Here is a 19889-nt window from a genome sequence, read left to right as displayed (position 1 = left end):
GTCGAGGTGCCCTCGCGCGTCGGGCCTGTCGGGGCTCAAGGATTTCGCAGGGCCACGAGCGGGTCCACGCGGGTGGCGCGGCGAGCGGGGAACCAGCAGGCCAGCAGGGCGATGAGAGAGAAGAAGGTGGCCACGGCGCCGAAGGTGAGAGGGTCCGTGGCGGTGAGGCCGTGGAGTTGGCTTGTGAGCAATCGGCTCAGCGCGAGGGAGCCCATGAGCCCCAGGGCGATGCCCACTCCCGTGAGCCTCGCGCCCTGGCCGAGCACGAGCCGGAGGACGTCCTGGGGCCGGGCCCCGAGCGCCATGCGGATGCCCAGCTCCCGGGTGCGCTGTGAGACGAGCAGCGAGATGACGCCATAGAGGCCGTAGGTGGACAGCACCAGGGCCAGCGCCGCGAAGCCGCCGAGCAGACAGAGCACGAGCCTCCGGAAGCCGAGCGACTGGGAGATGACCTGGTCCATGGTGAGGGCCCTGAAGACGGGCAGGCTCGAGTCGACCCGGCGAATGGCTTCGCGGACCGAGGGCAGCAGGGTTTCTGGAGGCACCGAGGTTCGAGCGACGAGGACGAGACTGTCATCGCCCCAGGGCCGGCCGTACGGGACGTGGAGCTCGGCCAGGGGTGTCTTGTCCAGGCCGGCCTGTCGCACGTCGCCGACGACGCCGATGATGGTGTGGGCTCCCGTGCCGAGCCGGAGCTGACGGCCCAGGGCGTTGCCGTCCGGGAAGTGCCGGCGCGCGAGTGTCTCATTGATGATGACAGTGGCGGGCTGGCCGGGGGCCGCGTCGAGGGTCGTGAAGTCGCGGCCTTGTTTGAGCGGGATGCCCAGCGTGGCGAAGAAGCCGGGGCTGGTGGAGCGTCGCTCGGCGCGATGCTCGGAGCCGGGCTCCGGAGGCGGCTCGCCCTCGATGACGTAGCGGGCGTTGTTCCAGGCGCGCTGGATGGGCAAGAGCGACGTCATTCCCACGGCGCTCACGCCGGGGAGCGCGCGCACCTCGTCGAGGATGGGCTCCAGCAGGGTACTCGGCACGTTCGCGTCGAGCCCTTGGTCGTTGAAGAACCGGGTGTCGGGGATGGCGATGTGAAGCGTGAGCAGTTGCTCGGAGTCGAGCCCGGGAGCTGTGCCGAGGAGCTGGAAGAAGCCTCGACCCAGGAGGCCCGCGCCCATGAGGAGCACGAGGCAGACGGCCAGCTCCACGACAATCAGCGTGGACCGGAGCCGCTGGCCGCTGGAGACCGGGGCTCCGCGAAGGTCGAGCCGGGAGACCTGGAGCGCGGGAAGCAGCCCGAAGGCCAGGCCGCTGCCGATGGAGATGGCGGCGAGGAACAGGAAGGTCGTCCCGTCGAGGGACACGGCGGCCCGGTGTGGCATCGACTCGGGGGCGACGGCGAGCAGCGCGGCCAGGCCCCAGTGCGCGAACAGTCCGCCCAGGGCGCCTCCGGTGAGTGCGAGCAGGAGGCTCTCCACGAGGAGCTGCTGGATGACTCGGGCCCGGGTCGCGCCCAGGGCCACTCGAACGGCGAGCTCCTGGCGGCGGCCACTGGCGCGCGCGAGCAGGATGTTCGCGACGTTGGCGCAGGCGATGAGGAGGACCAGGGCCACGGCGCCGAGGAGCAGCTTCAGGGGACCGCTCCAGAGTCGCGTCTGGGCCTCGGCGAGCGAGTCGACGCGGGCGGTGCGTTCCTTGAGGGCCTCCGGGCCCGCTGCGGCGATTCCGGCGGTGACGGCCTTGAGCTGTTCGGTTGCCGCGTCCAGGGTGATTCCGGGCGCCAGCCGGGCTCGCACGGAGAGCACCGTGGAATAGCGGGCGCCGCGGGCATCGGGCGGAGCCACCAGCGGGAGCCAGACGTCCATGTTCGGGTCGAAGGACTCGGGAATGACGCCGACGACGGTATGGGGCATGTCGTCGAGGAGCACCGTGCGGCCGAGGACGGCGGGATTGGCGCCGAACCGGCGGCGCCAGAGGGCCTCGTTGAGGACGGCGACGGGTTCGTGGCCGGGTTGGTCGTCGCCGGGAGCGAAGGTCCGGCCGAGCAACGGGGGCACGCCGTGCACGGAGAAGTAGTCGGCGGTGCCTCGGGTGGCCTCCAGACGCTCGGAATCGTCGTCCGTGCGGAGGATGGAGCCGCCCACGGTGAAGGCGGTCATGTGCTCGAAGGCCCGGGCCTGGTCTCGCCAGTCGAAGAATGTGAGCCAGGAGACGGGGCCGCCGCTGCCTTGGGCACGCAGCTCGATGAGCGAAACGAGCCGCTCCGGTTCGGCGTACGGAAGCGGCCGGAGCAGTACGCCATGGACCACGCTGAAGATGACGGCGTTGGCGCCAATGCCCAGGGCCAGGCAGAGGATGGCGGCGAACGCGAAGCCGGGGGCACGTCGGAACGTGCGGAACGCGAAGCGCGCGTCCGCGATCAGGTTGTCGAACATTCGAGGTCGCCGGTTGGGGGTTCGGGAAAGCCCGCATCTTGGCCGACAACGGCGCGCCGGAGGCCAGGGAACGGCGGGGAAGAACCGTGGGAAAACGCCCCCTGGTCCCCCATTCGCTTAGTTTACATAACGCATGTTATCGGACGTAACGATAGAGGGAGGCCAGGGGCGTGCGGTGGTCTTCGCGGGTCCATTTCCCAGGGCCTGTGGCCCCATCCCTGGGCATCCCGGCCATCGCCCCGGGCTTCCCGGACGTCCTCGACGTTACGGCCTTGAGGCGCGCGGCCTGTCCAATGGCCGTACATCAGAGCGGTCCTAACTCGCGGCCCTGGTCCCCCTGGTGACTGGTGACACCCCTGGCAGACCGAGCAGGACGACCGAATCATCGGGTCCTGGGCCTCCCGGCCTTCCGCCCGTGGGCCTGGCTGCCCGGACGTCCTCGTTGAGTCCTCGCTTCTCCGCGCCACCGTGGCCGCGTACCGTGCCCCGCATGCGTTTCCTCCAACGAACCGCGGTCGCCACCGCGTTTTGCTGCGGCCTCATGGCGCTGACAGGATGCCCGGACAAGACCTCGGGTCCGTCGCCTGACTCCGGCGTCGCCGATGCCCCCGAGGCACCCAAGCCTCCGCCGCCGACCACCTTCGCGCTTCGCTCCCTGGTCCCCGATGCGGGTCTGGCGGAGATCTCCCTGGAGCCTGGAGAGAAGCCGGTCATCGAGCCGACCACGACCCTGGAGCTGACCGCCTCACGGGGCCTTCGGAACTACCGGGTCCGGCTCTTCGACGCCGCCGAGCGCGCCATGGTCTCCGATGACGTCGCCGAGGAATCCGATACCGGGCTCGTCTACCGAATCGTCCTGCCACAGCCCCTCAAGACTGGCTTTGAGTACACCCTGGTCGTCGACGCCCAGACTGGCACCGCGTTCACGGACACCCTGGGCCGTGATGTCGAGGAACTCCGAACCACGTTCCTGATCGCCGGCGAAAAGGAGAAGCCGGCACCGCCACCAGCGCCGTCCAAGAAGAAAAAGCGCCGCTAGGCCCGGGCCCGTTGGGCGGCCCCGAATGCTCCAGGGGCCGCTTCGAATGTTCCGGACCACCACTTCCCAGGTCGCCCAGAACATTCCGGCGCCGTTCTCGAATATTCAGGGCTCCGTCCTGGGGCGCCATGAACATTCGGGCTCGCTACGCGCCCTTGAGGCGCCCTCCCAGGCCGCCGATGAACATTCAGGTCCGCTACTGACACAGGAGGCCCTGTCGCAGAGGCCTCCCATGAACATTCGGGCTCGGACTACGGGCCCTCGGCGGCCACCGAGGGAAGCCCCAGTTCGCTCTGAAGCTCCCGCAGCTTCGCCTGGATGATTCGCATGTTCTGCGGCCCCATCCGCAGCAAGTGCTTCTGCGCCCGGCTCAGGCCCTCCAGCTCCGGCGAGGCATAGACATAGAGCGCCCCTTGAGGCTGGACCTCCAGCGCGCCGCCCTCCGGCACCGGAACCACGAGCAGATGCTGAATGGCTCGACTCAGCGTCGAATCGAACGTCTGTCCCGGCGGAGCAATCTCGCCGTGCGCCTGGTCGATGAGCGGCTTCAAGTCGCGGTACATGCTCTTGGCGACCTGCGCGTCGAACGTGCCAATCACTCGCGCGACCAGGTCGTAGCGAGCATGGCTTCGCGGGTCGATGGTCACCGTCTTGTCCTTGCCCTCGACAACCAGGAACTTGTCGGCCGGGCCCATGAAGCCCAGCACCATCCGCGGGCTCGCGCCCTCCGCGATGTTGTTCACGGCCGCCGTCACCCGGCGCACCAGGTCCTTCTCCTGAAGCCAGCGCTGCAGCTCCGCTTCCTCCGACATCCGGCTCGCCATCTCACGGACTCGGGCGTCGCTCTCCGGAAGCGAAGCGGTCGGCGCCGCCTGCACGGGCACCCCGGCATCCTCGACCTTCGGCGCCTCCGCGACGACAGGCTCCGGCTCCTTCCGGAACACCCCCAGCGCCACGGCCGCACCCACGCCAATCGCCACCAGCGCACCACCAGCCAGGGCGGCCTTCTTTCCAGCCGAGCCTCGCTTGGGCTCCTCGGGGCTCTGCGTCGGGTCCATCGGGTCGCTCATGCGTGCGTCCTCCGTCTTGGGGTCGTCTCACCCTACAAACGTCTCCCGGACGCATTCCACGGGCGAGATTCATCCCCGGAGCCCGGTTGTTCACCGGAAGGTAGTCCCAGGGCACCAAGGGGCCCGAGCAGCGTGCCACCCTGCCCGCCCTGCTCACGGACTCAGGGACCCTGTTCCTCGGCCCGCACGCGCGCGAGCGTCTGGAGGTCCCTCTCCGTGGGCCCCAGGTCCAGGATGATGCGGCTCACGTCGTAGAGCACTTCACCGCGCTCGAACACGGGCAGCCGGGGCACGTCCTGGTTCAGGTCATCCGCGCCACGGTTGTAGGCCACGTCCATCAACGTCCGGAGCTGGAAGGAGTCGTAGAGGTTGTATTCCACCAGGAAGCGCAGCGCCTCCACGTCCCCGCGCCGCGTATACGCCCGCCACAGCAGCACCGCGTCGTAGCCGTTGACGCCCTTCATGTGCGGCGGACGCTCGGCGCCAATCTTTCCCTCAATCTCCTTCAGCCCGCCGCCCAGCCCCAGCCGCCGCGTGACGAAGCGCAGGTCGATGTGCGCGTCCGGCACCGGAAACCGCCCCGCGCCAAAGTAGTTGCGCAGCACCGGCACGTCGAACGTGGAGCCGTTGAACGTCACCCACAGCCGCCGCGCCGCCATGGCCTCCGGCAGCTCCTCCATGTTCCGGCCCTGGATGAACACACGCAGGCCCGTGGCATCGAACAAGCTCACCACCGTGGGCGCCTGCGCCTCGCGGCCATCCGTCTCGATGTCGAAGTAGACGGCGTCCTGGTGGAACTCGGGATACAGCCGCCAGTGCTCACGGGGCGGAATCAGCTCCGCCAGCCGGCGCAAATCCCTGCGCTCCAGCGCCTCTCGGCCCTGCGCGAGCCGCTCCCGGGCGATGTCGTCCGTCTTCCGGGTGATGGCAATCCCTTCACCCGCCGCCGGGAAGTCGTCCCACGTCTTGAAGCCCCGCGCCCAGAGGTCCTTCTCGCGCCAGGGGCCCACGCCGGGGATGTGCTGGAACGTCCGCTGAAGCATCAATCGAGCGCGCCCAGCCTTCCCGCCACCAGCTCGTCCAGGAGCGGAATGTCCGCCTCGCAGAACGGCAGTGACTTCATCTCCGCGGGCGTCCGGAACTCGAGCGCATGCGCGCCCAGCGGCTTCGGCTCACCCGACACGATTCGAGCCCCGTAGAGCACCAGCTCCACCGTCAGGTCCGGGTACTCGTGGCGGCCTTCCCACAGCCGGCGGCCCACGGAGAGCTCCACGTCCAGCTCCTCGCGGCACTCGCGGGCAAGCGCCGCCTCGTCCGTCTCCCCGGCCTCCGCCTTGCCGCCAGGGAACTCCCACAGGAGCGCGCGGCTCCCACCGGGAAGCCGCTGCTGCACCAGGAAGCGCTGGGCGTCGAGGCGACCGGGAATCAGCGCCGCCACCACGCGGACCGTCCGGGTCGCCACCGTCGTCACCCCTTCAGCCCGTTGAAGTGCAGCGAGTAGAGCCAGCCGTTGTTGGAGAGCACGAACAGCTTCGAGCCCGCCACGAAGGGCGTCGCGGAGATGCCGTCCCCGGGGTTCCATGACACCCGCGCCTGCCCCGTCTTCGGGTCCAGGAACAGCAGCGAGCGCTGGATGGGGACAATCAGCATTCCCTTGGCGAACACCGGCGTCTGGCCGGCCCTTTCGCCCAGGGGGTACGACCAGAGGAGCCGTCCGTCCTCCGCCAGGTAGGCGTCCACCCGGCCGTCGCCCACGGTGAAGAGCATCTGCCCCTTCGCCAGCAGCGACGTCATGCCGCCCACCGCGCTCGTCCAGACCAGGTCGCCGGTCTCCGCCTCGAGCGCGAACAGGCCGTTCTTGTACGACGCGACGTAGAGCTGCCCGTGGTCATCCAGTGCGGGCGTGGTGTCCACGTCCAGGAACTCGGAGCCGCTGCCAGACAGGGACTTCTCCCAGTTGGCGCCGCCGTCCTTCATGTTCAGCGAGACGATGTAGCCGTCGGAGAAGCCCACGTAGACGTTGCCGTCGCGGACCAGCGGCGTGGACGCGCCCCGCACCGTGAAGCCCGACGGCGGGTCCCTGCGGTACTGCCAGGCCCAGACCCCGTCCTCCACCTTCACCGCGTACAGGGTGTCGCTCTCCGAGGCCACCAGCACCAGGCCCTCGGCAATCACCGGCACCGTGGCCAGCGACTCGCCCGCCGCGTACTGCCACTTCTGCTCGCCCGTGGCGGCGTCCAGCGCGTACAGCGTGCCGTCACCCCCGGGGATGAAGGCCACGCCGTCGCTCACCTGGGCGCCGGCCGCGAAGCGGGTGCTCGTGCGCTTGGACCACTTGAGCTCGCCATCCGGCCCCACGCCGCGGACATAACCGTCCCGCGTCAGGGCGATGACCGTCTTGCTCTTGGCGTCATACGCCGGCGAGGCCACCTCGCGCGGCGCGTACTCCAGGGTGGTGGGCTGCACCAGCGGCGCCCACCAGTCCACCGAGAAGTAGTCCACCGGAGGCGCCTGTTCCGTGCGGGGAAGCTCCGGATTGCCGTAGCGCGGCAGGGTGCTGCAACCGCCCAGGAGACCGACCGCCACGGCACTCCCCAACCAATGCTTCCAGCTCACGAGCTGCTTCCTCATAGCGTGCGTGCTACCCCGCGTCAGTGACGGCGGCCGGCGCGGGCGCCGGGGCCGGGATCTTCACGCCCTGCGAGGCCAGCACCGCCAGCCGCTCGCTGGACAGCCGCGCCGCCGTCGTGTTCGCGTGGTCCGTCGACACCTTCGACAGCACGGCCGCGGCCTCTTCCTTCTTGTCCTGCGCGATGAGCATCCGGCCCTTGTGGTAGTCGCCCATGCCCGCCAGGAACTCGCCACCGCCGGCCGCGCCCATCTGCTCGAAGGCCTTGGTGGCCTCGTCGAACTTCTTCTCCGCCTCCAGGGCGTAACCCTGTCCCTCCAGCGCGCCCGCGCGGAGCGGGTCGTTCTGGGCGGCGCCCTTCAGATACTCGCCGAACGAGGTCTGCGCGTCAGCGAAGCGGCCCAGGCGGAACTGCGCCTCGCCGAGCGACAGCGCGGCCGTCGTCGCCGAGCGCGTCCCGCCGTGCGCCTTGCGGAACTCCGTCAGCGCCGTCACCAGCGCCTCGTCGCGCTCCTTCAAGCTCTTGAAGGGCGTCTCGGTGTCGCCGGGCTGTGCGGGCTGCACGCCTTCCACGGGGCGGTCCAGGATGGCGAGCGCCTGGCCCAGGGCCTGGGAGGCCTCCACCTCGCCGCGCTTGGAGACCTCGCTGGCGATGGCCACGCCGATGCCGCCCAGGATGACAACGGCCACGGCGATGCCGATGAACTTCTGCCGCTGGATGAGCCAGTCACGTGCGTCAGCGCCGACCTTCTGGAAGGTGTCCGGCTGACGAAGCTCCTGCTGGCGAATCTTCTCGGTCTTGGTTCCAGCCACGTCGGTCAACCTCTCTCTGCGCTTCGATGCTCTACCCTGTCGGAGGGCGGAAGAGCGGCGCACTGTACGGAGCGCGCGCCGCGAGTGTCAACGCACGGACGCTTCAGTGCTTGTGCTGGAGGTGCGGCTTCTTTCGAGCCGCCCGCTTCGCCTGTCCGGGCCTGTCCCTGAACACCAGCCGGATGGGCACGCGCAAATCGAAGGTCTTCCGGAGCTGGTTGGTGATGTACCGCTTGTACATGTCCGGCACGCCCTCCGGATGGTTGCACGTGAGCGCGAACGTGGGAGGCGCCGACGTCACCTGGGTGATGTAGTACAGGCGCAGCGGCTTGCTCCGGACGATGGGCGCCGGGTGGTTGTCCACCATGTACTCCAGCAGCCGGTTGAGCTGGGGCGTGGGCGCCCGGAACCGGAACTGCTCGGCCAGCTCCACCGCCGCGTCCATCACCTTCTCCACCTTGGAGCCCGTCAGCGCGGACGTGAAGATGATGGGCGCGTAGCCCACGAACTTCAGCGAGTGCCGCAGCGACTCCCGGAACGCCTCCTGGCGGCGTTGATCCGCGTCGATGAGGTCCCACTTGTTCACCACTATGACCAGCGCACGGCCGCGCTCCTCGGCCAGGCCCGCCAGCTTCGCGTCCTGGTCCACCGCGGGCTCCGTGGCGTCCATCAGCAGCACCGCCACGTCGCTGCGCTCCATCACCTTCAGCGCCGCGATGACCGAGTACTTCTCCACCTGGTGGGCAATCGTCTTCTTGCGCCGGATGCCCGCGGTGTCCGTGAGGAGCACCTTGCGGTCCTTGTACGTCAGCGGCGAGTCGATGGGGTCTCGGGTCGTCCCCGGAATCTCGCTGGCCACCACCCGCTTCTCCTTCAGGATGGCGTTGACCAGGGTGCTCTTGCCCACGTTGGGCCGGCCGATGATGGCCACGCGGATGATGCCGTCGTCCGGCGGCGCCTCGGCGTCCTCGCCCTCCTGCTTGGGCGGCAGCTTCTCGACGACTTCGTCGAACAGGCCAGGCACACCCAGGCCGTGCTCGGCGGACATGGCATGCACCTCGCCCAGGCCCATCTTGTAGAAGTCCGCGGTCAGCGACTGCATCTGCCCGCTGGTGGTGTCCAGCTTGTTCACCGCGACAATCACCGGCTTGCCGCTCTTGCGCAGGTACTTCGCCACGGCTTCGTCCGCGCCCGTCACGCCCTCGCGGCCGTCGGTGACGAAGATGATGACGTCGCACTCCTCCACGGCGAGCTGCGCCTGCTCGCGCACCTGTGTGAGCAGCGAGTCCTTCTCGCCGGGGACGAAGCCGCCGGTGTCGATGAAGGTGAACGCGCGTCCACCCCACTCCGCGTCCGCGTAGTGGCGATCCCGCGTCACTCCCGGCTGGTCCTCCACCAACGCGAGGCGCCGGCCGATGAGGCGGTTGAACAGCGTGCTCTTGCCCACGTTGGGGCGTCCGACAATGGCTACCAGGGGCTTCATCTCAGTCGTATCCCAGCTTCTTGAGGCCTTCGGGGCGCTCGCTCCAGCGCGGCTCCACCCGGACGCGCAGGTCCAGGTACACATGCGCGCCCAGCAGGCGTTGCACGGACTTGCGCGCGTCCGTGCCAATCGTCTTCAGCATCTGCCCCTGTTTTCCGATGATGATGGCCTTCTGGCTGTCGCGCTCCACGAAGATGGAGGCGGCGATGCGGATGAGTCCGCCCAGCTGGCCCGGAGGAGTGCCCGGCCGGGGCTCGCGCTCGGACTCGTCGAAGATGTCCACCATCACCGCGGTGGAGTACGGAATCTCCTGGCGGCAGTGCCGCAGCACCTGCTCGCGGATGTACTCGCTCACCAGCGTCCGCTCCTGCTGGTCCGTGAGCATGTCCTCGTCGAAGAGGTTCTCGCCTTCCGGCAGGTGGCTCAGCACCGTGTTGAACAGGCGCTCCACCCCGTCCTTCTCTCGCGCGGAGATGGGGACGACTTCCGCGAAGGGGAACTCCTGGCGGTACAGCTCGATGAGCGGGAGGATGGCCGCCTTGGTGATGGAGTCGATCTTGTTGATGACCAGGAAGGTGGGCTTGCCCAGCTTCTGGAGTCGCTCGAGGATGATGCGGTTGCCGGGGCTGACCTCGAGCTTCTCGCCAGCGGGGGGCTCGATGAGGAAGAGGACCAGGTCCACCTCCTCGGCCGCCTGGAGGGCCTTCTCCACCATGTAGCGGTTGAGCTCCCCCTTGGCCTGGTGGATGCCGGGGGTGTCGAGGAAGGCGACCTGCCCCTCGGGGCGAGTCACGACTCCGAGGATGCGGTTGCGCGTCGTCTGCGGCTTGCCGGAGACGATGGCGATCTTCTCTCCGGTGAGCGCGTTGAGCAGGGTGCTCTTGCCCACATTGGGGCGTCCGATGAGCGCGGCGAAGCCGCTGCGGTGGTTCTTGGGAGAGGCCATTGCTTCGAAGGTGGTCTGGGAGTCCCTGTGTGGCTGGGAGCCCCTGAGGGGGAACTTCCAACAGCGCCCTATAACAGACCACCACCCCCGGCATCTGCCCGGGGCGGTGGCCAGGCGGGCGGCCTACGGCTGGGTCGTCGAGATGGTCAGCTTGTTGACCGTCACGGGCGTGAGGGGCCGGTCATCACCGTCCCGACGCACCTTGCTGATGGTCTCCACGATGTCGTAGCCCTTCACGACCTCGCCGAAGATGGTGTGCTTGTTGTTGAGGTACGTCGGCAGCGACGTGGTGAGGAAGAACTGGCTGCCGTTGGTGTGCGGCCGGCCGATGTTCGCCATCGCCAGCAGGCCCTTCTTGTCGAACTTCCGGCCGGACTGGAACTCGTCCTTCACGTTGAAGCCAGGGTTGCCGCGGCCGGAGCCGAGCGGACAGCCGCCCTGAATCATGAAGTCCGGAATGACGCGGTGGAACACCGTGCCGTCATAGAACGGGCGCTTCGTCTTCTCCTGCGTCTTGGGGTCCGTGAACTCCAGCTCCCCCGTCGCCAGGCCCACGAAGCTCGCCACCGAATCCGGGGCGTCCTTCGGGAACAGCTTCACGACAATCTGCCCCTGCGTGGTGTCGAAGGTGGCGTAAAGGTCATTGCCCGCGCGGGCCTCGTCCATCATTCCCATGCTGCCCTCCCGTCCTGCTGGTGGGGCCCGCTGAAGCAGCGAGCCCGTTTCAAATCACTGCCACACGAGTCCCGCCGGACTACCGGGGAGACTCGGGCCGAGCGCCCTCGGACTTCGGCGCCCTCGGGACATCCGCCGTCCGGCCCTTCTTCGGGATGACGACGCCGGGAGGCGCCTTCTCGCTCAGCTCCACCCGGGTGAGGACCACCGGCGTCTGCGGCCGGTCCCGGTTGTCACGCGCCACGGCGCCAATCTTCTCCACGACGTCGTAGCCCTTCACCACCTCACCGAAGAGCGTGTGCTTGTTCGTCAGGTGGTCAGGCGCGCTGGTGGTGATGAAGAACTGGCTGCCGTTGGTGCCCGGCCCCCGGTTGGCCATGGCCAGCTGGCCCGGCTTGTCGAAGAAGTGCCCGTTGTTGAACTCGTCCTCGAAGCGGTAGCCCGGGTCCCCGGAGCCGGTGCCCGTCGGGTCTCCGCCCTGAATCATGAAGCCCGGAATCACGCGGTGGAACACCGTGCCGTCGTACAGCGGCTTCTTCGACATGTCCCCGGACTTGGGGTCCCTCCACTCCTTCTCACCCGTGGCCAGGCCCACGAAGTTCGCCACCGTCTTCGGGGCGTCCTTGGAGAAGAGGCGGACGGTGATGTCGCCCTCGCTCGTCTTGAGCGTGGCGTAGAGGTCCTTGCCGGCCGCCACCTTCTTCGTCCACTTGCCCGCCGGTGCCGCGGCGACCGCGGTTCCCGCCAGAAGGCAGGCCACCAGCGCGAACGTCAGACGGAGGGGGGAGGAGGGGCGCATGGGCGCGGCACCTTATTCCCCACCCCCTTCCCCACCAAGGGGTTTCACGCCGAGGTGTCGTCCGGTGGCACTTCCGGGGTGGGAGGCTCCGCCGGGGCGGCTCCTGCCTCGGGGGTGGTGGGCGGGGCGGCGCTCGCGGCGGCGGCGTCCTGTTTGAGGCGCTCCAGGGTGGCCTGCGCCGCGCACTGCTCCGCTTCCTTCTTGCTGCGGCCGGAGGCCCGGGCGAAGGGCGCCTCTCCGAGCGACAGCTCCACCTCGAACACCTTCGAGTGCTCCGGGCCCGCCTCCGAGACGACGCGGTAGCGAGGCGACAGCTTGAGCTTCTCGTGCGCCATCTCCTGGAGGAGCGTCTTGTAGTCCAGCCGCCCCTGGCCGCTGGAGACCTCGTCCAGGAGCTCCGCGAAGTACCGGTCCACCAGCGCCGCCGCGGACTCCAGGCCCGCGCAGAGGAAGACGGCGCCGAAGACGGCCTCCAGCGCATCCGCCAGCACGGAGTTCTTCTCCCGGCCGCCGGACAGGAGCTCACCCCGGCCCAGGAGCAGCAGGTCTCCCAGGGGGATGATGCGGGCCACCCGGGCCAGGCCGTCCTCGTTGACGATGCGGGCGCGCATCTTGGTGAGGTCGCCCTCGGGCATCCCCGGGAAGCGCTCCATCAGCCGGTGGCCGACGGCCAGGTTCACCACCGAGTCCCCGAGGAACTCCAACCGCTGGTTGTCCTTGAGATCTTTATCCCGCGTCTCGTTGACGTAGGTCTTGTGGGTCAGGGCCTCGAGGGCGATCTCCCTGCGCGAGAACCCCAGCCCCAGACGCTTCTCCAGGGACTCCACCCGCTCCGACGGACTCAGCTTCTCCACGGACGTCTCTCACTCCTGAGGCGCGTCCGGTCCCACCAGCCTCACGGCCTCGGGACGAACTTTCAGCAGCGCCGCCACCATCCGGGCAATGCCCGGGAATTCATCCAGCTCGAACCGGCCCGCCCACACCTTGCCCTGGGCCCCCGCGAGGAGTCCCCGGAAGGTGCGCCCCGCCACCCTCGCGGCGGCGAAGCGGTACGGCCGGCCCTCCACCTGCAACTGCGCCAGCAGCTCCAGGCTGCTCCGGGGCGGAACCAACGACTCCACGCCAAACTTCTCCACGATGTCGGAAAAGCGCACCAGCCCCGCGCCCGTGGGCGAAGGCTGGGGACGGCTCGCGGGCTCTCCCAGCAGTGCCGCCAGGTAGCCCGTCAGCGCCGCGCGCTCCCGGAACTCCGACAGCTCCAGCGTGTGCCCCGCACCGCCGGACACCTCGCCACCCTTCTCCCGCTGGGCGCGAGCAATCCGGAAGTTGCCCAGCCGGTCCGCCGCGAGCAGGACGGTGAGGTCCCCCTCCACCACCTCGGTGGACAGCTCCAGGGTGTCCTGGTCCACGCGCGGCGTCAGCCCCAGCACCTGGAGCTCCGCCGAGCGGCGCTGGACGTGGAAGATGTGCTCGTTGAAGGCGTCCGACAGCAGCGCTTCGATGTCCGCCACGTCGCTGAGGGCGCCGACGAGGATGGGCGCCAGGCCCACCACCGCCGCCGGGGAGATGGGGATGAGCCGGTCCCCCATCACCTGGAAGGTCACCTCGGCGATGAACGCCTTGGTCACGGGATTGACGAGAGGCGACGACTCCAGGTCCAGCACCGCTTCGATGCCAGCCACATCCTCACGTACTTGAAGCCCGAGTCCCTCCAGCCGTGCCGTGTCCATCAAGCCCCTTTGAAGGTCTCTCTCGCGATGATGGTGCGTTGGATCTCGCTCGTTCCCTCTCCAATTTCACACAATTTGGCGTCGCGGAGGTAGCGCTCAACGGGGAATTCACGGGTGTAGCCGTAGCCGCCGTGGATCTGCACCGCCTTGGAGGCGGCGCGCATGGCGACCTCGGAGGCGAACAGCTTCGCCATGGAGGCTTCCTTGGAGTACGGCTGACCCGCGTCGGCCAGGCGGGCCGCGCGGTGGACGAGCAGCCGGGCCGCGTCCGTCTCCGTCTTCATGTCCGCCATCATCCAGCGCAGGGCCTGGAACTCGGAGATGGGCTGGCCGAAGGCGGTGCGGTCCTTGGAGTAGCGCACCGACTCCTCCAGCGCGCCCCGGGCCAGGCCCACCGCCAGCGCGCCGATGGTGATGCGGCCCTTGTCGAGGATCTTCATCGTGTCGATGAAGCCGTGGTCGACCTCGCCGACGCGGTTCTCGTCCGGCACTTCCACGTTCTCCAGCACCAGCTCCGCCGTGTCCGACGAGCGCATGCCCAGCTTGCCGTGGATGGCGCGCTGGCTGAACCCGGGCATCCCCTTCTCCAGGAGGAACGCCGTGACGCCCTTCTGGCGCTTCTGGGGGGACGTCACCGCGAGGACGACGAAGACGTCGCCCACGGTGCCCTGGGTGATGAACATCTTGGTGCCGTTGAGCACCCAGTTCTTCCCCTGGCGCACCGCCGTCGTCTTCATGCCGGACGCGTCCGAGCCGGACCCGGGCTCCGTCAGGCCCCAGGCGCCCAGGGCCTCCGCGGAGGCGAGCTTGGGCAGGTACTTCGCGTGCTGCGTCTCGTTGCCGAAGACGCGCAGGTGGCTGGTGCCCAGGCCGTTGTGGCTGGCCACCGTGAGGGCGAGCGAGCCGTCGTAGCGGGCGATCTCCTCCACGGCCACGGCCACGGCGAGCGAGTCCATGTCCGCCCCGCCGTACTTCTCCGAGACGAGGATGCCCATGACGCCGAGCTGGCCCAGCTCCTTCACCACCTCCATGGGGAACTTCTCGTCCTTGTCCCACTGGCTGGCGAAGGGCTTCACCTTGCGCTCGCAGAAGTCGCGGAGGGAGGACTGGAGGGCGCGATGACTTTCGGGAAGTTCAAAGTCCATGGTCGGGTGGATCTATAGCAAAGGGTCCCGGAAGGCAGCGGGCCTTCCGGGCAGGGCAAGATTCTCTACTCAAACGGGATAGACGCCGTGCTTCTTTTCGGCCCGAGGCGTCTGTCGCGACGCGTACAGCCCGTACCGCTGGGTCAGCTCGTGACGCAGGCGCTCGCCGGGGACGATGTCATCGATGACCAGCTCGCTGGCCAGCTTGTAGATGTCCACGTCCGCCTTGTACTCGTCGCGCAGCTTCTGGACGAAGGCGGGGCGCTCGGCCTCGGGCAGCTCTTGAATCTTGTTGTAGTAGACGGCGTTGACGGCCGCCTCCGGGCCCATGACGGCGATCATCGCCCCGGGCAGCGCCAGGGTGGCCTCCGGCGCGAAGCCCGGGCCGCTCATGGCGTAGAGGCCGGCGCCGTACGCCTTGCGCACGACGAGGCAGATGCGGGGCACGCTGGCCTCGGACACGGCGGAGATCATCTTCGCGCCGGAGCGGATGATGCCCGCGCGCTCCACCTTGGTGCCAATCATGAAGCCCGGCACGTCCGCCATGTAGAGCAGCGGAATGTTGAAGGCATCACACAGCCAGATGAACCGGGCCGCCTTGTCCGCGCTGTCCACGAAGAGCACGCCGCCCTTGTACTTGGGCTGGTTGGCGATGATGCCCACGGGGCGGCCGTCGATGCGGGCCAGGCCGGTAATCAGCTCCTGGGCGAAGAGCTTCTTCACCTCGAACCAGCTCCCCTCGTCGATGAGCTCGGTGATGAGGGCGTGCATGTCGAAGGGCTTGTTCTGGTCGACGGGGACGATCTCCTCGATCTTCTTCCCGCTGGCCTTGGGCGCCTTGGACTCCGCGCGCGGCGGCAGCTGGCTGCAGTTCTCCGGGAAGTAGCTCAGGTAGTTCTTCGCCGCGGCGATGGCCTCCTGCTCCGTCTTCACCAGCACGTCGCCGCAGCCGGAGACGGAGCAGTGCATCTTCGCGCCGCCCATCTCCTCCAGCGTCACCTTCTCACCAATCACCATCTCCGCCATGCGCGGGCTGCCCAGGTACATGGAGGCGTTGCCGTCCACCATGATGACCAGGTCGCAGAACGCGGGGATGTACGCGCCACCGGCGGCGGAGGGGCCGAAGAGCAGGCACACCTGGGGCACGTCCCCGGACATGTGCACCTCGTTGTAGAAGATGCGGCCAGCGCCCCGGCGACCGGGGAACATCTCCACCTGGTCGGTGATGCGGGCTCCGGCGGAGTCCACCAGGTAGAGCAGCGGGCAGCGCAGCGAGCGGGCCGTCTCCTGGATGCGGAGGATCTTCTCCACCGTGCGGGCGCCCCAGCTCCCGGCCTTCACCGTGGAGTCGTTGGCCATGATGGCCACGGTGCGTCCGGCCACCTTGCCCAGGCCGATGACGACACCGTCCGAGGGCAGCTCCGCGTCCAGGTTGTTGGCGAGCTTCGCGTCTTCGACGAAGGAGCCCTCGTCGACGAGCAGGCGGATGCGCTCGCGCGCGAACAGCTTGCCGGCCTCCTGGTTCTTCGCGTGGTACTTCGACGCGCCACCCTTCTCCACCTGGGCGATCTTCTCGAGCAGTTTCGTGTCTTGGGACATGGCCCGGGCGACATAGCAGAAAGGTCCACGGCTGGCTGCTAACTCACCGAGGGGTCGACACACCTTGTCGTCCATCTGATGACGCGTCGTGCGAACCCCAGGGCCCGGGGGATGCCAGCACGGGCTTCCCTGCCTACCTTCAGAGCTCGAAGGAGACGCTCCGAAGCGCGGCGCGTCCCCGACCAACACTGGCCCAGGAGGGAAGCATGTTCGCGAAGAAGAAGGCGAAGTGGACGGCGAAGGGATTGGCCAAGAGCGAGCTGTACCGCAAGTGGATGGCGCACAAGCTCCTCGACGACCTCCCCCGGGTCGCCCGCGCGCGCTGGGACGAATTCGAGCCGGATGATGCACTGCGGCACGTGGGGCTGACGACCTACAAGCCGGCGCGCTCCGGCCTGGGCAGCCTGGGGCTGTTCCTCATCGGCGCGGTGGCGGGCGGCGTGGCGGCCGTGCTGCTCACGCCCAAGACGGGCGACGACCTGCGCAGCCAGGTGAAGGACAAGGCCATGGGCTACATGAACAAGCAGAACATCGGCCTGGCGCCGGAGAAGAGCGCCAGCGCCTGACACGCCTCGTCGCGCGGGCCACTCGGTCAACGAGGGTCCGACCCGACGCGAGTTCACGGGGGCGGGGGTTCGCCAGTCGCGAGCCACCGCCCCTCGTGTGTTTCTTCAGCGCCCCTTGAAGACAGGGGGGCGCTTCTCCGCGAAGGCGCGCAGGCCCTCCAGGCGGTCCTCCGTCTTGAGGACCTCTTCGTACTTGCGCAGCTCCAGCGCGAGCGCGTCATCCAGCTCCAGGCCCGTGCCCTCGTCGATGGCGTGCTTGGCCGTGGCCACCGCGATGGGGGCGTTGTCCACGACTGACTCCGCCAGTCCGAACGCCACTTCCAGCAGGTGCCCTTCGGGCGCGAGCCGGTTGACGAGTCCGACGGCGAACGCCTCCGCCGCGTTGAGGCGTCGCGCGGTGAGGATGAGGTCCTTGGCGCGGCCCGGACCCACCAGTCGCGCCAGCCGCTGCGTGCCGCCGCCGCCGGGGATGATGCCCAGCTTCACCTCGGTGAGGCCCAGCTCGGCCGCGGGGGCCGCCACGCGCAAGTCGCAGGCGAGCGCCAGCTCCGTGCCTCCACCGAAGGCCGCGCCGTTGATGGCGGCGATGAAGACGCAGTCGCTCTTCTCAATCGCGCGGAACGTCTTGCGCAGCCCGTCGAGGAACGAGCGCACCTCGTCCTCGGCCATGCCCGCGCGCTCCTTGAGGTCCGCGCCCGCGCAGAAGGCCTTGTCTCCCGCGCCGGTGATGACGACGGCGCGAACCTGATGCCCCGAGGACACGCGAGCGACGAGCGCGCCGAGCTCCTGGAGCATGGCGCGGCTGATGGCGTTGCGGCGGCCCTCGCCGTCGATGGTCCAGATCTCGATGGCACCGCGTGCGTCGACCTTGAATTCCGGCATATCCGCTCCCCTTCCAGGGCCCGCCCGGCGGGCCGCTTGGGACGCGGCAGAGTGCGGTGGGAAGGCGGGTCTGGCAAGGCGGAAACGGTTAGCATCCCCTCATGCCTTCGCCGCGCACCGTGCTCCGACAGCTCGCCCCTTGGGCCTCCCGGTGGCCCCTGGCCCTTCCCCTGGTGGCCCTGGCCCTTTCTCCGCTCGAAGCCCTGGCCCGAGGCGGTGGTGGCGAGCACTACACGCGACCCTCCTCCGACCGTAACGGCGGCGGCGATGGCCTTCCCATCTGGATCCTCTTCGAGGCGTTCCGCCTGGTCTTCCGCTACCCGAAGGTGATGATTCCGCTGCTGGTCATCTGCGGCGTCGGGTACTGGCTCTACAAGCGCAACCTCCACCCGACGGCCACCACGCGCAAGGCGTTGGACCAGTACGAGGCGGACCAGCGCACCCAGGTGACCTCCCGCGACGTGTCCGGCTGGGTCAACGCGCTCAAGCTGAAGGACCCCGCCTTCGAACTGGAGCCGGTGCTCGGCAAGGTGCGCCGGCTGTTCATGGACCTGCAGCAGGCCTGGTTCCGCCGCGACATGACGCCGGTGCGGCCCTTCCTGTCGGATGCGACGTGGCAGCGCTTCGACGTGCAGCTCAAGCTGCTGGATGCGCAGGGCGTGCGCGATGCCATCACCGACATCGAGGTGCTCGACGTCCAGCTCATCGGCCTGGAGCAGAGCGAGTGGTTCGACAGCATCCAGGTCCGCGTGCAGGCGCGGATGCGGGACACGGATGTGTCGGCGAACGACACGGATGCGCAGGCAGTCGAAGCCGCGCGCCGGGCCCGGATGGAGACCTTCACGGAGGTGTGGACCTTCGTGCGCAAGCCGGGCGCGCAGACGCGCATCGGCGCGGACCTGTTCCAGGGCAAGTGCCCCAACTGCGGCGCGCCGTACAAGGGCGGCGCGGCCAACCGCTGCGAGTTCTGCAACGCGGTGGTGAACTCCGGCAACTACGACTGGACGCTCACGGAGATAACGCAGGGCGTGGAGCACTCGCGCTACCACCGGACGGTGGATGGGCTGATGCAGGCGCGCCAGGGCGACCCGGCGCTCAGCCTGGAGGTCCTCGAGGACCGTGCGTCGCTGCTGTTCTGGAAGTGGATCGACGCGCAGAGCCGGGGCGACACGAACGGCCTGTCCAAGGTGGCGACGCCGGATGCGCTCGGCACGCTGAACTCCGAGCTGGAGGGGCTGCGCCGTCAGGGTCGGCGGCGCGTGTTCCTGGAGTGCGCGGTGGGCTCGGTGGACGTGCGGGTGCTGGAGGTGGATCCGCGCGGGTATGACCGTGCCCACGTGGAGATTCGCTGGAGCGCGCGCATGGGCGTGGGGCCCGTCAACGAGCGTCCGCCCCAGATTCCCACCCTGCCCCAGCGCTTCGTCTTCACGCTGGTGCGCAAGCATGGCGCGCGGACGAACACGGCGAATGGCGTGTCCACGGACCGCTGCCCCCAGTGCAACGCGCCGCTCACCGACAGCGCCGCCACGGCTTGCGAGTTCTGTGGCACGCAGCTCGCCACCGGTGAACGGGACTGGGTGCTCGCGTCCGCGCTGCCCTTCGAGGCGTGGAATGTCCGCGAGGGCGCCGGCGCCTACCGGGCCCCGCCTGCCCGCTCGCATGCCGCTCGGTCTTCGAATGGAGCGCCCGCGGCGGCTCCTGCGGGGAACGGCACGGATGCGGTGATGGATGTCCAGGAGCGCCAGCGGCTGCTCTACATGATGGCCGCCATCGCCGCCGCCGACGGCACCGTGACGCCCGCCGAGCGCAAGCTGCTGAAGCTGTGCGCCGAGCGCTGGGATGTCGCGTGGTCCCAGGTGGAGATGGCCCTCAACGCGGGGCCCCAGCTCTTCGAGCGACTGGTCGTCCGGGGCAGCCCCGAGGCCGAGGTCTTCCTGCGCAACATCGTCGAGATGGCCCTGGTGGATGGCCGCATCGACCGCAAGGAGCGCCGCATGCTGGAGTCCGCGGCGGCGCACCTGGGCCTTCAGGAGAAGCTGGCGTCGATGATCGGCGACCGGTGAATCGTGAAGCGTGGGGGGCGGGCCGTG

Annotated in this window: 18 protein-coding genes; 3 read left to right on the top strand and 15 right to left on the bottom strand. The window is 68.9% G+C overall.

What is annotated here, in order from left to right; all coding sequences use genetic code 11:
• Positions 1-35: 35 nt before the first annotated feature.
• Entirely contained in the window at positions 36-2423 is a 2388-nt protein-coding gene (locus LZ199_RS03630) for an ABC transporter permease (protein ID WP_253992228.1), read from the bottom strand.
• A 490-nt stretch (positions 2424-2913) separates the two neighbouring features.
• On the opposite strand from LZ199_RS03630, the gene LZ199_RS03625 reads away from it, so the two are divergent.
• A complete protein-coding gene (locus LZ199_RS03625; RefSeq protein WP_253992227.1) occupies positions 2914-3462 on the top strand; it encodes a hypothetical protein in 549 nt (182 codons plus the stop codon).
• Positions 3463-3713: 251 nt separating this feature from the next.
• Here the strand turns inward: LZ199_RS03625 and LZ199_RS03620 are convergent, their stop codons facing one another.
• The 13 genes from LZ199_RS03620 to LZ199_RS03560 form a co-directional block, all read right to left on the bottom strand.
• Positions 3714-4532 carry a DUF3014 domain-containing protein gene (locus LZ199_RS03620; protein WP_253992226.1) on the bottom strand — a complete coding sequence of 273 codons (819 nt, stop codon included), beginning with the start codon at positions 4530-4532 and terminating at the stop codon, positions 3714-3716.
• Between the two features lie 161 nt (positions 4533-4693).
• Entirely contained in the window at positions 4694-5575 is an 882-nt protein-coding gene (locus LZ199_RS03615; protein WP_253992225.1) for a ribonuclease H-like domain-containing protein, read from the bottom strand.
• Positions 5575-6003, bottom strand: coding sequence for a (deoxy)nucleoside triphosphate pyrophosphohydrolase (locus LZ199_RS03610; protein ID WP_323389129.1), 429 nt, complete (start codon positions 6001-6003; stop codon positions 5575-5577). Before LZ199_RS03610 ends, LZ199_RS03615 begins: the two co-directional genes overlap by 1 nt.
• Positions 6000-7163, bottom strand: a complete 1164-nt coding sequence (locus tag LZ199_RS03605) for an outer membrane protein assembly factor BamB family protein (RefSeq protein ID WP_253992224.1) — start codon at positions 7161-7163, stop codon at positions 6000-6002. Before LZ199_RS03605 ends, LZ199_RS03610 begins: the two co-directional genes overlap by 4 nt.
• A gap of 10 nt (positions 7164-7173) precedes the next feature.
• Positions 7174-7974, bottom strand: coding sequence for a tetratricopeptide repeat protein (locus LZ199_RS03600; RefSeq protein WP_253992223.1), 801 nt, complete (start codon positions 7972-7974; stop codon positions 7174-7176).
• Between the two features lie 103 nt (positions 7975-8077).
• Positions 8078-9457 (bottom strand): ribosome biogenesis GTPase Der, encoded by a 1380-nt coding sequence (gene der / locus LZ199_RS03595; protein WP_253992222.1) that lies wholly within the window; start codon positions 9455-9457, stop codon positions 8078-8080.
• 1 nt (position 9458) lies between these two features.
• The gene (era, locus tag LZ199_RS03590; protein ID WP_253992221.1) at positions 9459-10403 is read right to left on the bottom strand and encodes a GTPase Era; all 945 of its coding nucleotides are present in this window, start codon (positions 10401-10403) and stop codon (positions 9459-9461) included.
• 123 nt (positions 10404-10526) lie between these two features.
• Positions 10527-11078 carry a peptidylprolyl isomerase gene (locus tag LZ199_RS03585; RefSeq protein WP_253992220.1) on the bottom strand — a complete coding sequence of 184 codons (552 nt, stop codon included), beginning with the start codon at positions 11076-11078 and terminating at the stop codon, positions 10527-10529.
• A gap of 79 nt (positions 11079-11157) precedes the next feature.
• A complete protein-coding gene (locus LZ199_RS03580) occupies positions 11158-11877 on the bottom strand; it encodes a peptidylprolyl isomerase (RefSeq protein ID WP_253992219.1) in 720 nt (239 codons plus the stop codon).
• Positions 11878-11921: 44 nt separating this feature from the next.
• The gene (rnc, locus tag LZ199_RS03575; RefSeq protein ID WP_253992218.1) at positions 11922-12731 is read right to left on the bottom strand and encodes a ribonuclease III; all 810 of its coding nucleotides are present in this window, start codon (positions 12729-12731) and stop codon (positions 11922-11924) included.
• A 9-nt stretch (positions 12732-12740) separates the two neighbouring features.
• Complete coding sequence (locus LZ199_RS03570) at positions 12741-13607, bottom strand: hypothetical protein (RefSeq protein ID WP_253992217.1); 867 nt, start codon at positions 13605-13607, stop codon at positions 12741-12743.
• Positions 13607-14752, bottom strand: coding sequence for an acyl-CoA dehydrogenase family protein (locus LZ199_RS03565; protein ID WP_253992216.1), 1146 nt, complete (start codon positions 14750-14752; stop codon positions 13607-13609). The genes LZ199_RS03570 and LZ199_RS03565 overlap by 1 nt, the downstream gene beginning before the upstream one ends.
• Positions 14753-14821: 69 nt before the next feature.
• Positions 14822-16351, bottom strand: coding sequence for an acyl-CoA carboxylase subunit beta (locus tag LZ199_RS03560; protein WP_253992215.1), 1530 nt, complete (start codon positions 16349-16351; stop codon positions 14822-14824).
• 206 nt (positions 16352-16557) lie between these two features.
• Here LZ199_RS03560 and LZ199_RS03555 point away from each other — a divergent pair, with 206 nt between their 5' ends.
• Positions 16558-16917 (top strand): YtxH domain-containing protein, encoded by a 360-nt coding sequence (locus LZ199_RS03555; protein ID WP_253992214.1) that lies wholly within the window; start codon positions 16558-16560, stop codon positions 16915-16917.
• A gap of 105 nt (positions 16918-17022) precedes the next feature.
• Here LZ199_RS03555 and LZ199_RS03550 read toward each other — a convergent pair whose 3' ends face one another.
• Positions 17023-17799, bottom strand: a complete 777-nt coding sequence (locus tag LZ199_RS03550; protein WP_256568782.1) for an enoyl-CoA hydratase-related protein — start codon at positions 17797-17799, stop codon at positions 17023-17025.
• A 101-nt stretch (positions 17800-17900) separates the two neighbouring features.
• On the opposite strand from LZ199_RS03550, the gene LZ199_RS03545 reads away from it, so the two are divergent.
• On the top strand, positions 17901-19862 hold the full coding sequence (locus LZ199_RS03545) for a TIM44-like domain-containing protein (protein ID WP_253992213.1): 1962 nt from the start codon (positions 17901-17903) through the stop codon (positions 19860-19862).
• The last annotated feature ends 27 nt before the right edge of the window (positions 19863-19889 follow it).

It is taken from the genome of Myxococcus qinghaiensis (assembly GCF_024198215.1).
GTDB classification, from domain to species: Bacteria; Myxococcota; Myxococcia; order Myxococcales; family Myxococcaceae; genus Myxococcus; species Myxococcus qinghaiensis.
Note: the sequence above shows the minus strand (reverse complement) of the source record. Positions and strands in the feature narration are given on the sequence as shown.

Excerpts from the sequence above, each read along its gene's own strand:
- LZ199_RS03565 (WP_253992216.1), bottom strand. The coding sequence starts at position 14,752 with ATGGACTTTGAACTTCCCGAAAGTCATCGCGCCCTCCAGTCCTCCCTC.
- LZ199_RS03585 (WP_253992220.1), bottom strand. The coding sequence starts at position 11,078 with ATGGGAATGATGGACGAGGCCCGCGCGGGCAATGACCTTTACGCCACC.
- LZ199_RS03605 (WP_253992224.1), bottom strand. The coding sequence starts at position 7,163 with ATGAGGAAGCAGCTCGTGAGCTGGAAGCATTGGTTGGGGAGTGCCGTG.
- LZ199_RS03620 (WP_253992226.1), bottom strand. The coding sequence starts at position 4,532 with ATGAGCGACCCGATGGACCCGACGCAGAGCCCCGAGGAGCCCAAGCGA.
- LZ199_RS03570 (WP_253992217.1), bottom strand. The coding sequence starts at position 13,607 with ATGGACACGGCACGGCTGGAGGGACTCGGGCTTCAAGTACGTGAGGAT.
- LZ199_RS03615 (WP_253992225.1), bottom strand. The coding sequence starts at position 5,575 with ATGCTTCAGCGGACGTTCCAGCACATCCCCGGCGTGGGCCCCTGGCGC.
- era (WP_253992221.1), bottom strand. The coding sequence starts at position 10,403 with ATGGCCTCTCCCAAGAACCACCGCAGCGGCTTCGCCGCGCTCATCGGA.
- LZ199_RS03630 (WP_253992228.1), bottom strand. The coding sequence starts at position 2,423 with ATGTTCGACAACCTGATCGCGGACGCGCGCTTCGCGTTCCGCACGTTC.
- LZ199_RS03580 (WP_253992219.1), bottom strand. The coding sequence starts at position 11,877 with ATGCGCCCCTCCTCCCCCCTCCGTCTGACGTTCGCGCTGGTGGCCTGC.
- LZ199_RS03625 (WP_253992227.1), top strand. The coding sequence starts at position 2,914 with ATGCGTTTCCTCCAACGAACCGCGGTCGCCACCGCGTTTTGCTGCGGC.
- der (WP_253992222.1), bottom strand. The coding sequence starts at position 9,457 with ATGAAGCCCCTGGTAGCCATTGTCGGACGCCCCAACGTGGGCAAGAGC.
- LZ199_RS03550 (WP_256568782.1), bottom strand. The coding sequence starts at position 17,799 with ATGCCGGAATTCAAGGTCGACGCACGCGGTGCCATCGAGATCTGGACC.
- LZ199_RS03545 (WP_253992213.1), top strand. The coding sequence starts at position 17,901 with ATGCCTTCGCCGCGCACCGTGCTCCGACAGCTCGCCCCTTGGGCCTCC.
- LZ199_RS03555 (WP_253992214.1), top strand. The coding sequence starts at position 16,558 with ATGTTCGCGAAGAAGAAGGCGAAGTGGACGGCGAAGGGATTGGCCAAG.
- LZ199_RS03560 (WP_253992215.1), bottom strand. The coding sequence starts at position 16,351 with ATGTCCCAAGACACGAAACTGCTCGAGAAGATCGCCCAGGTGGAGAAG.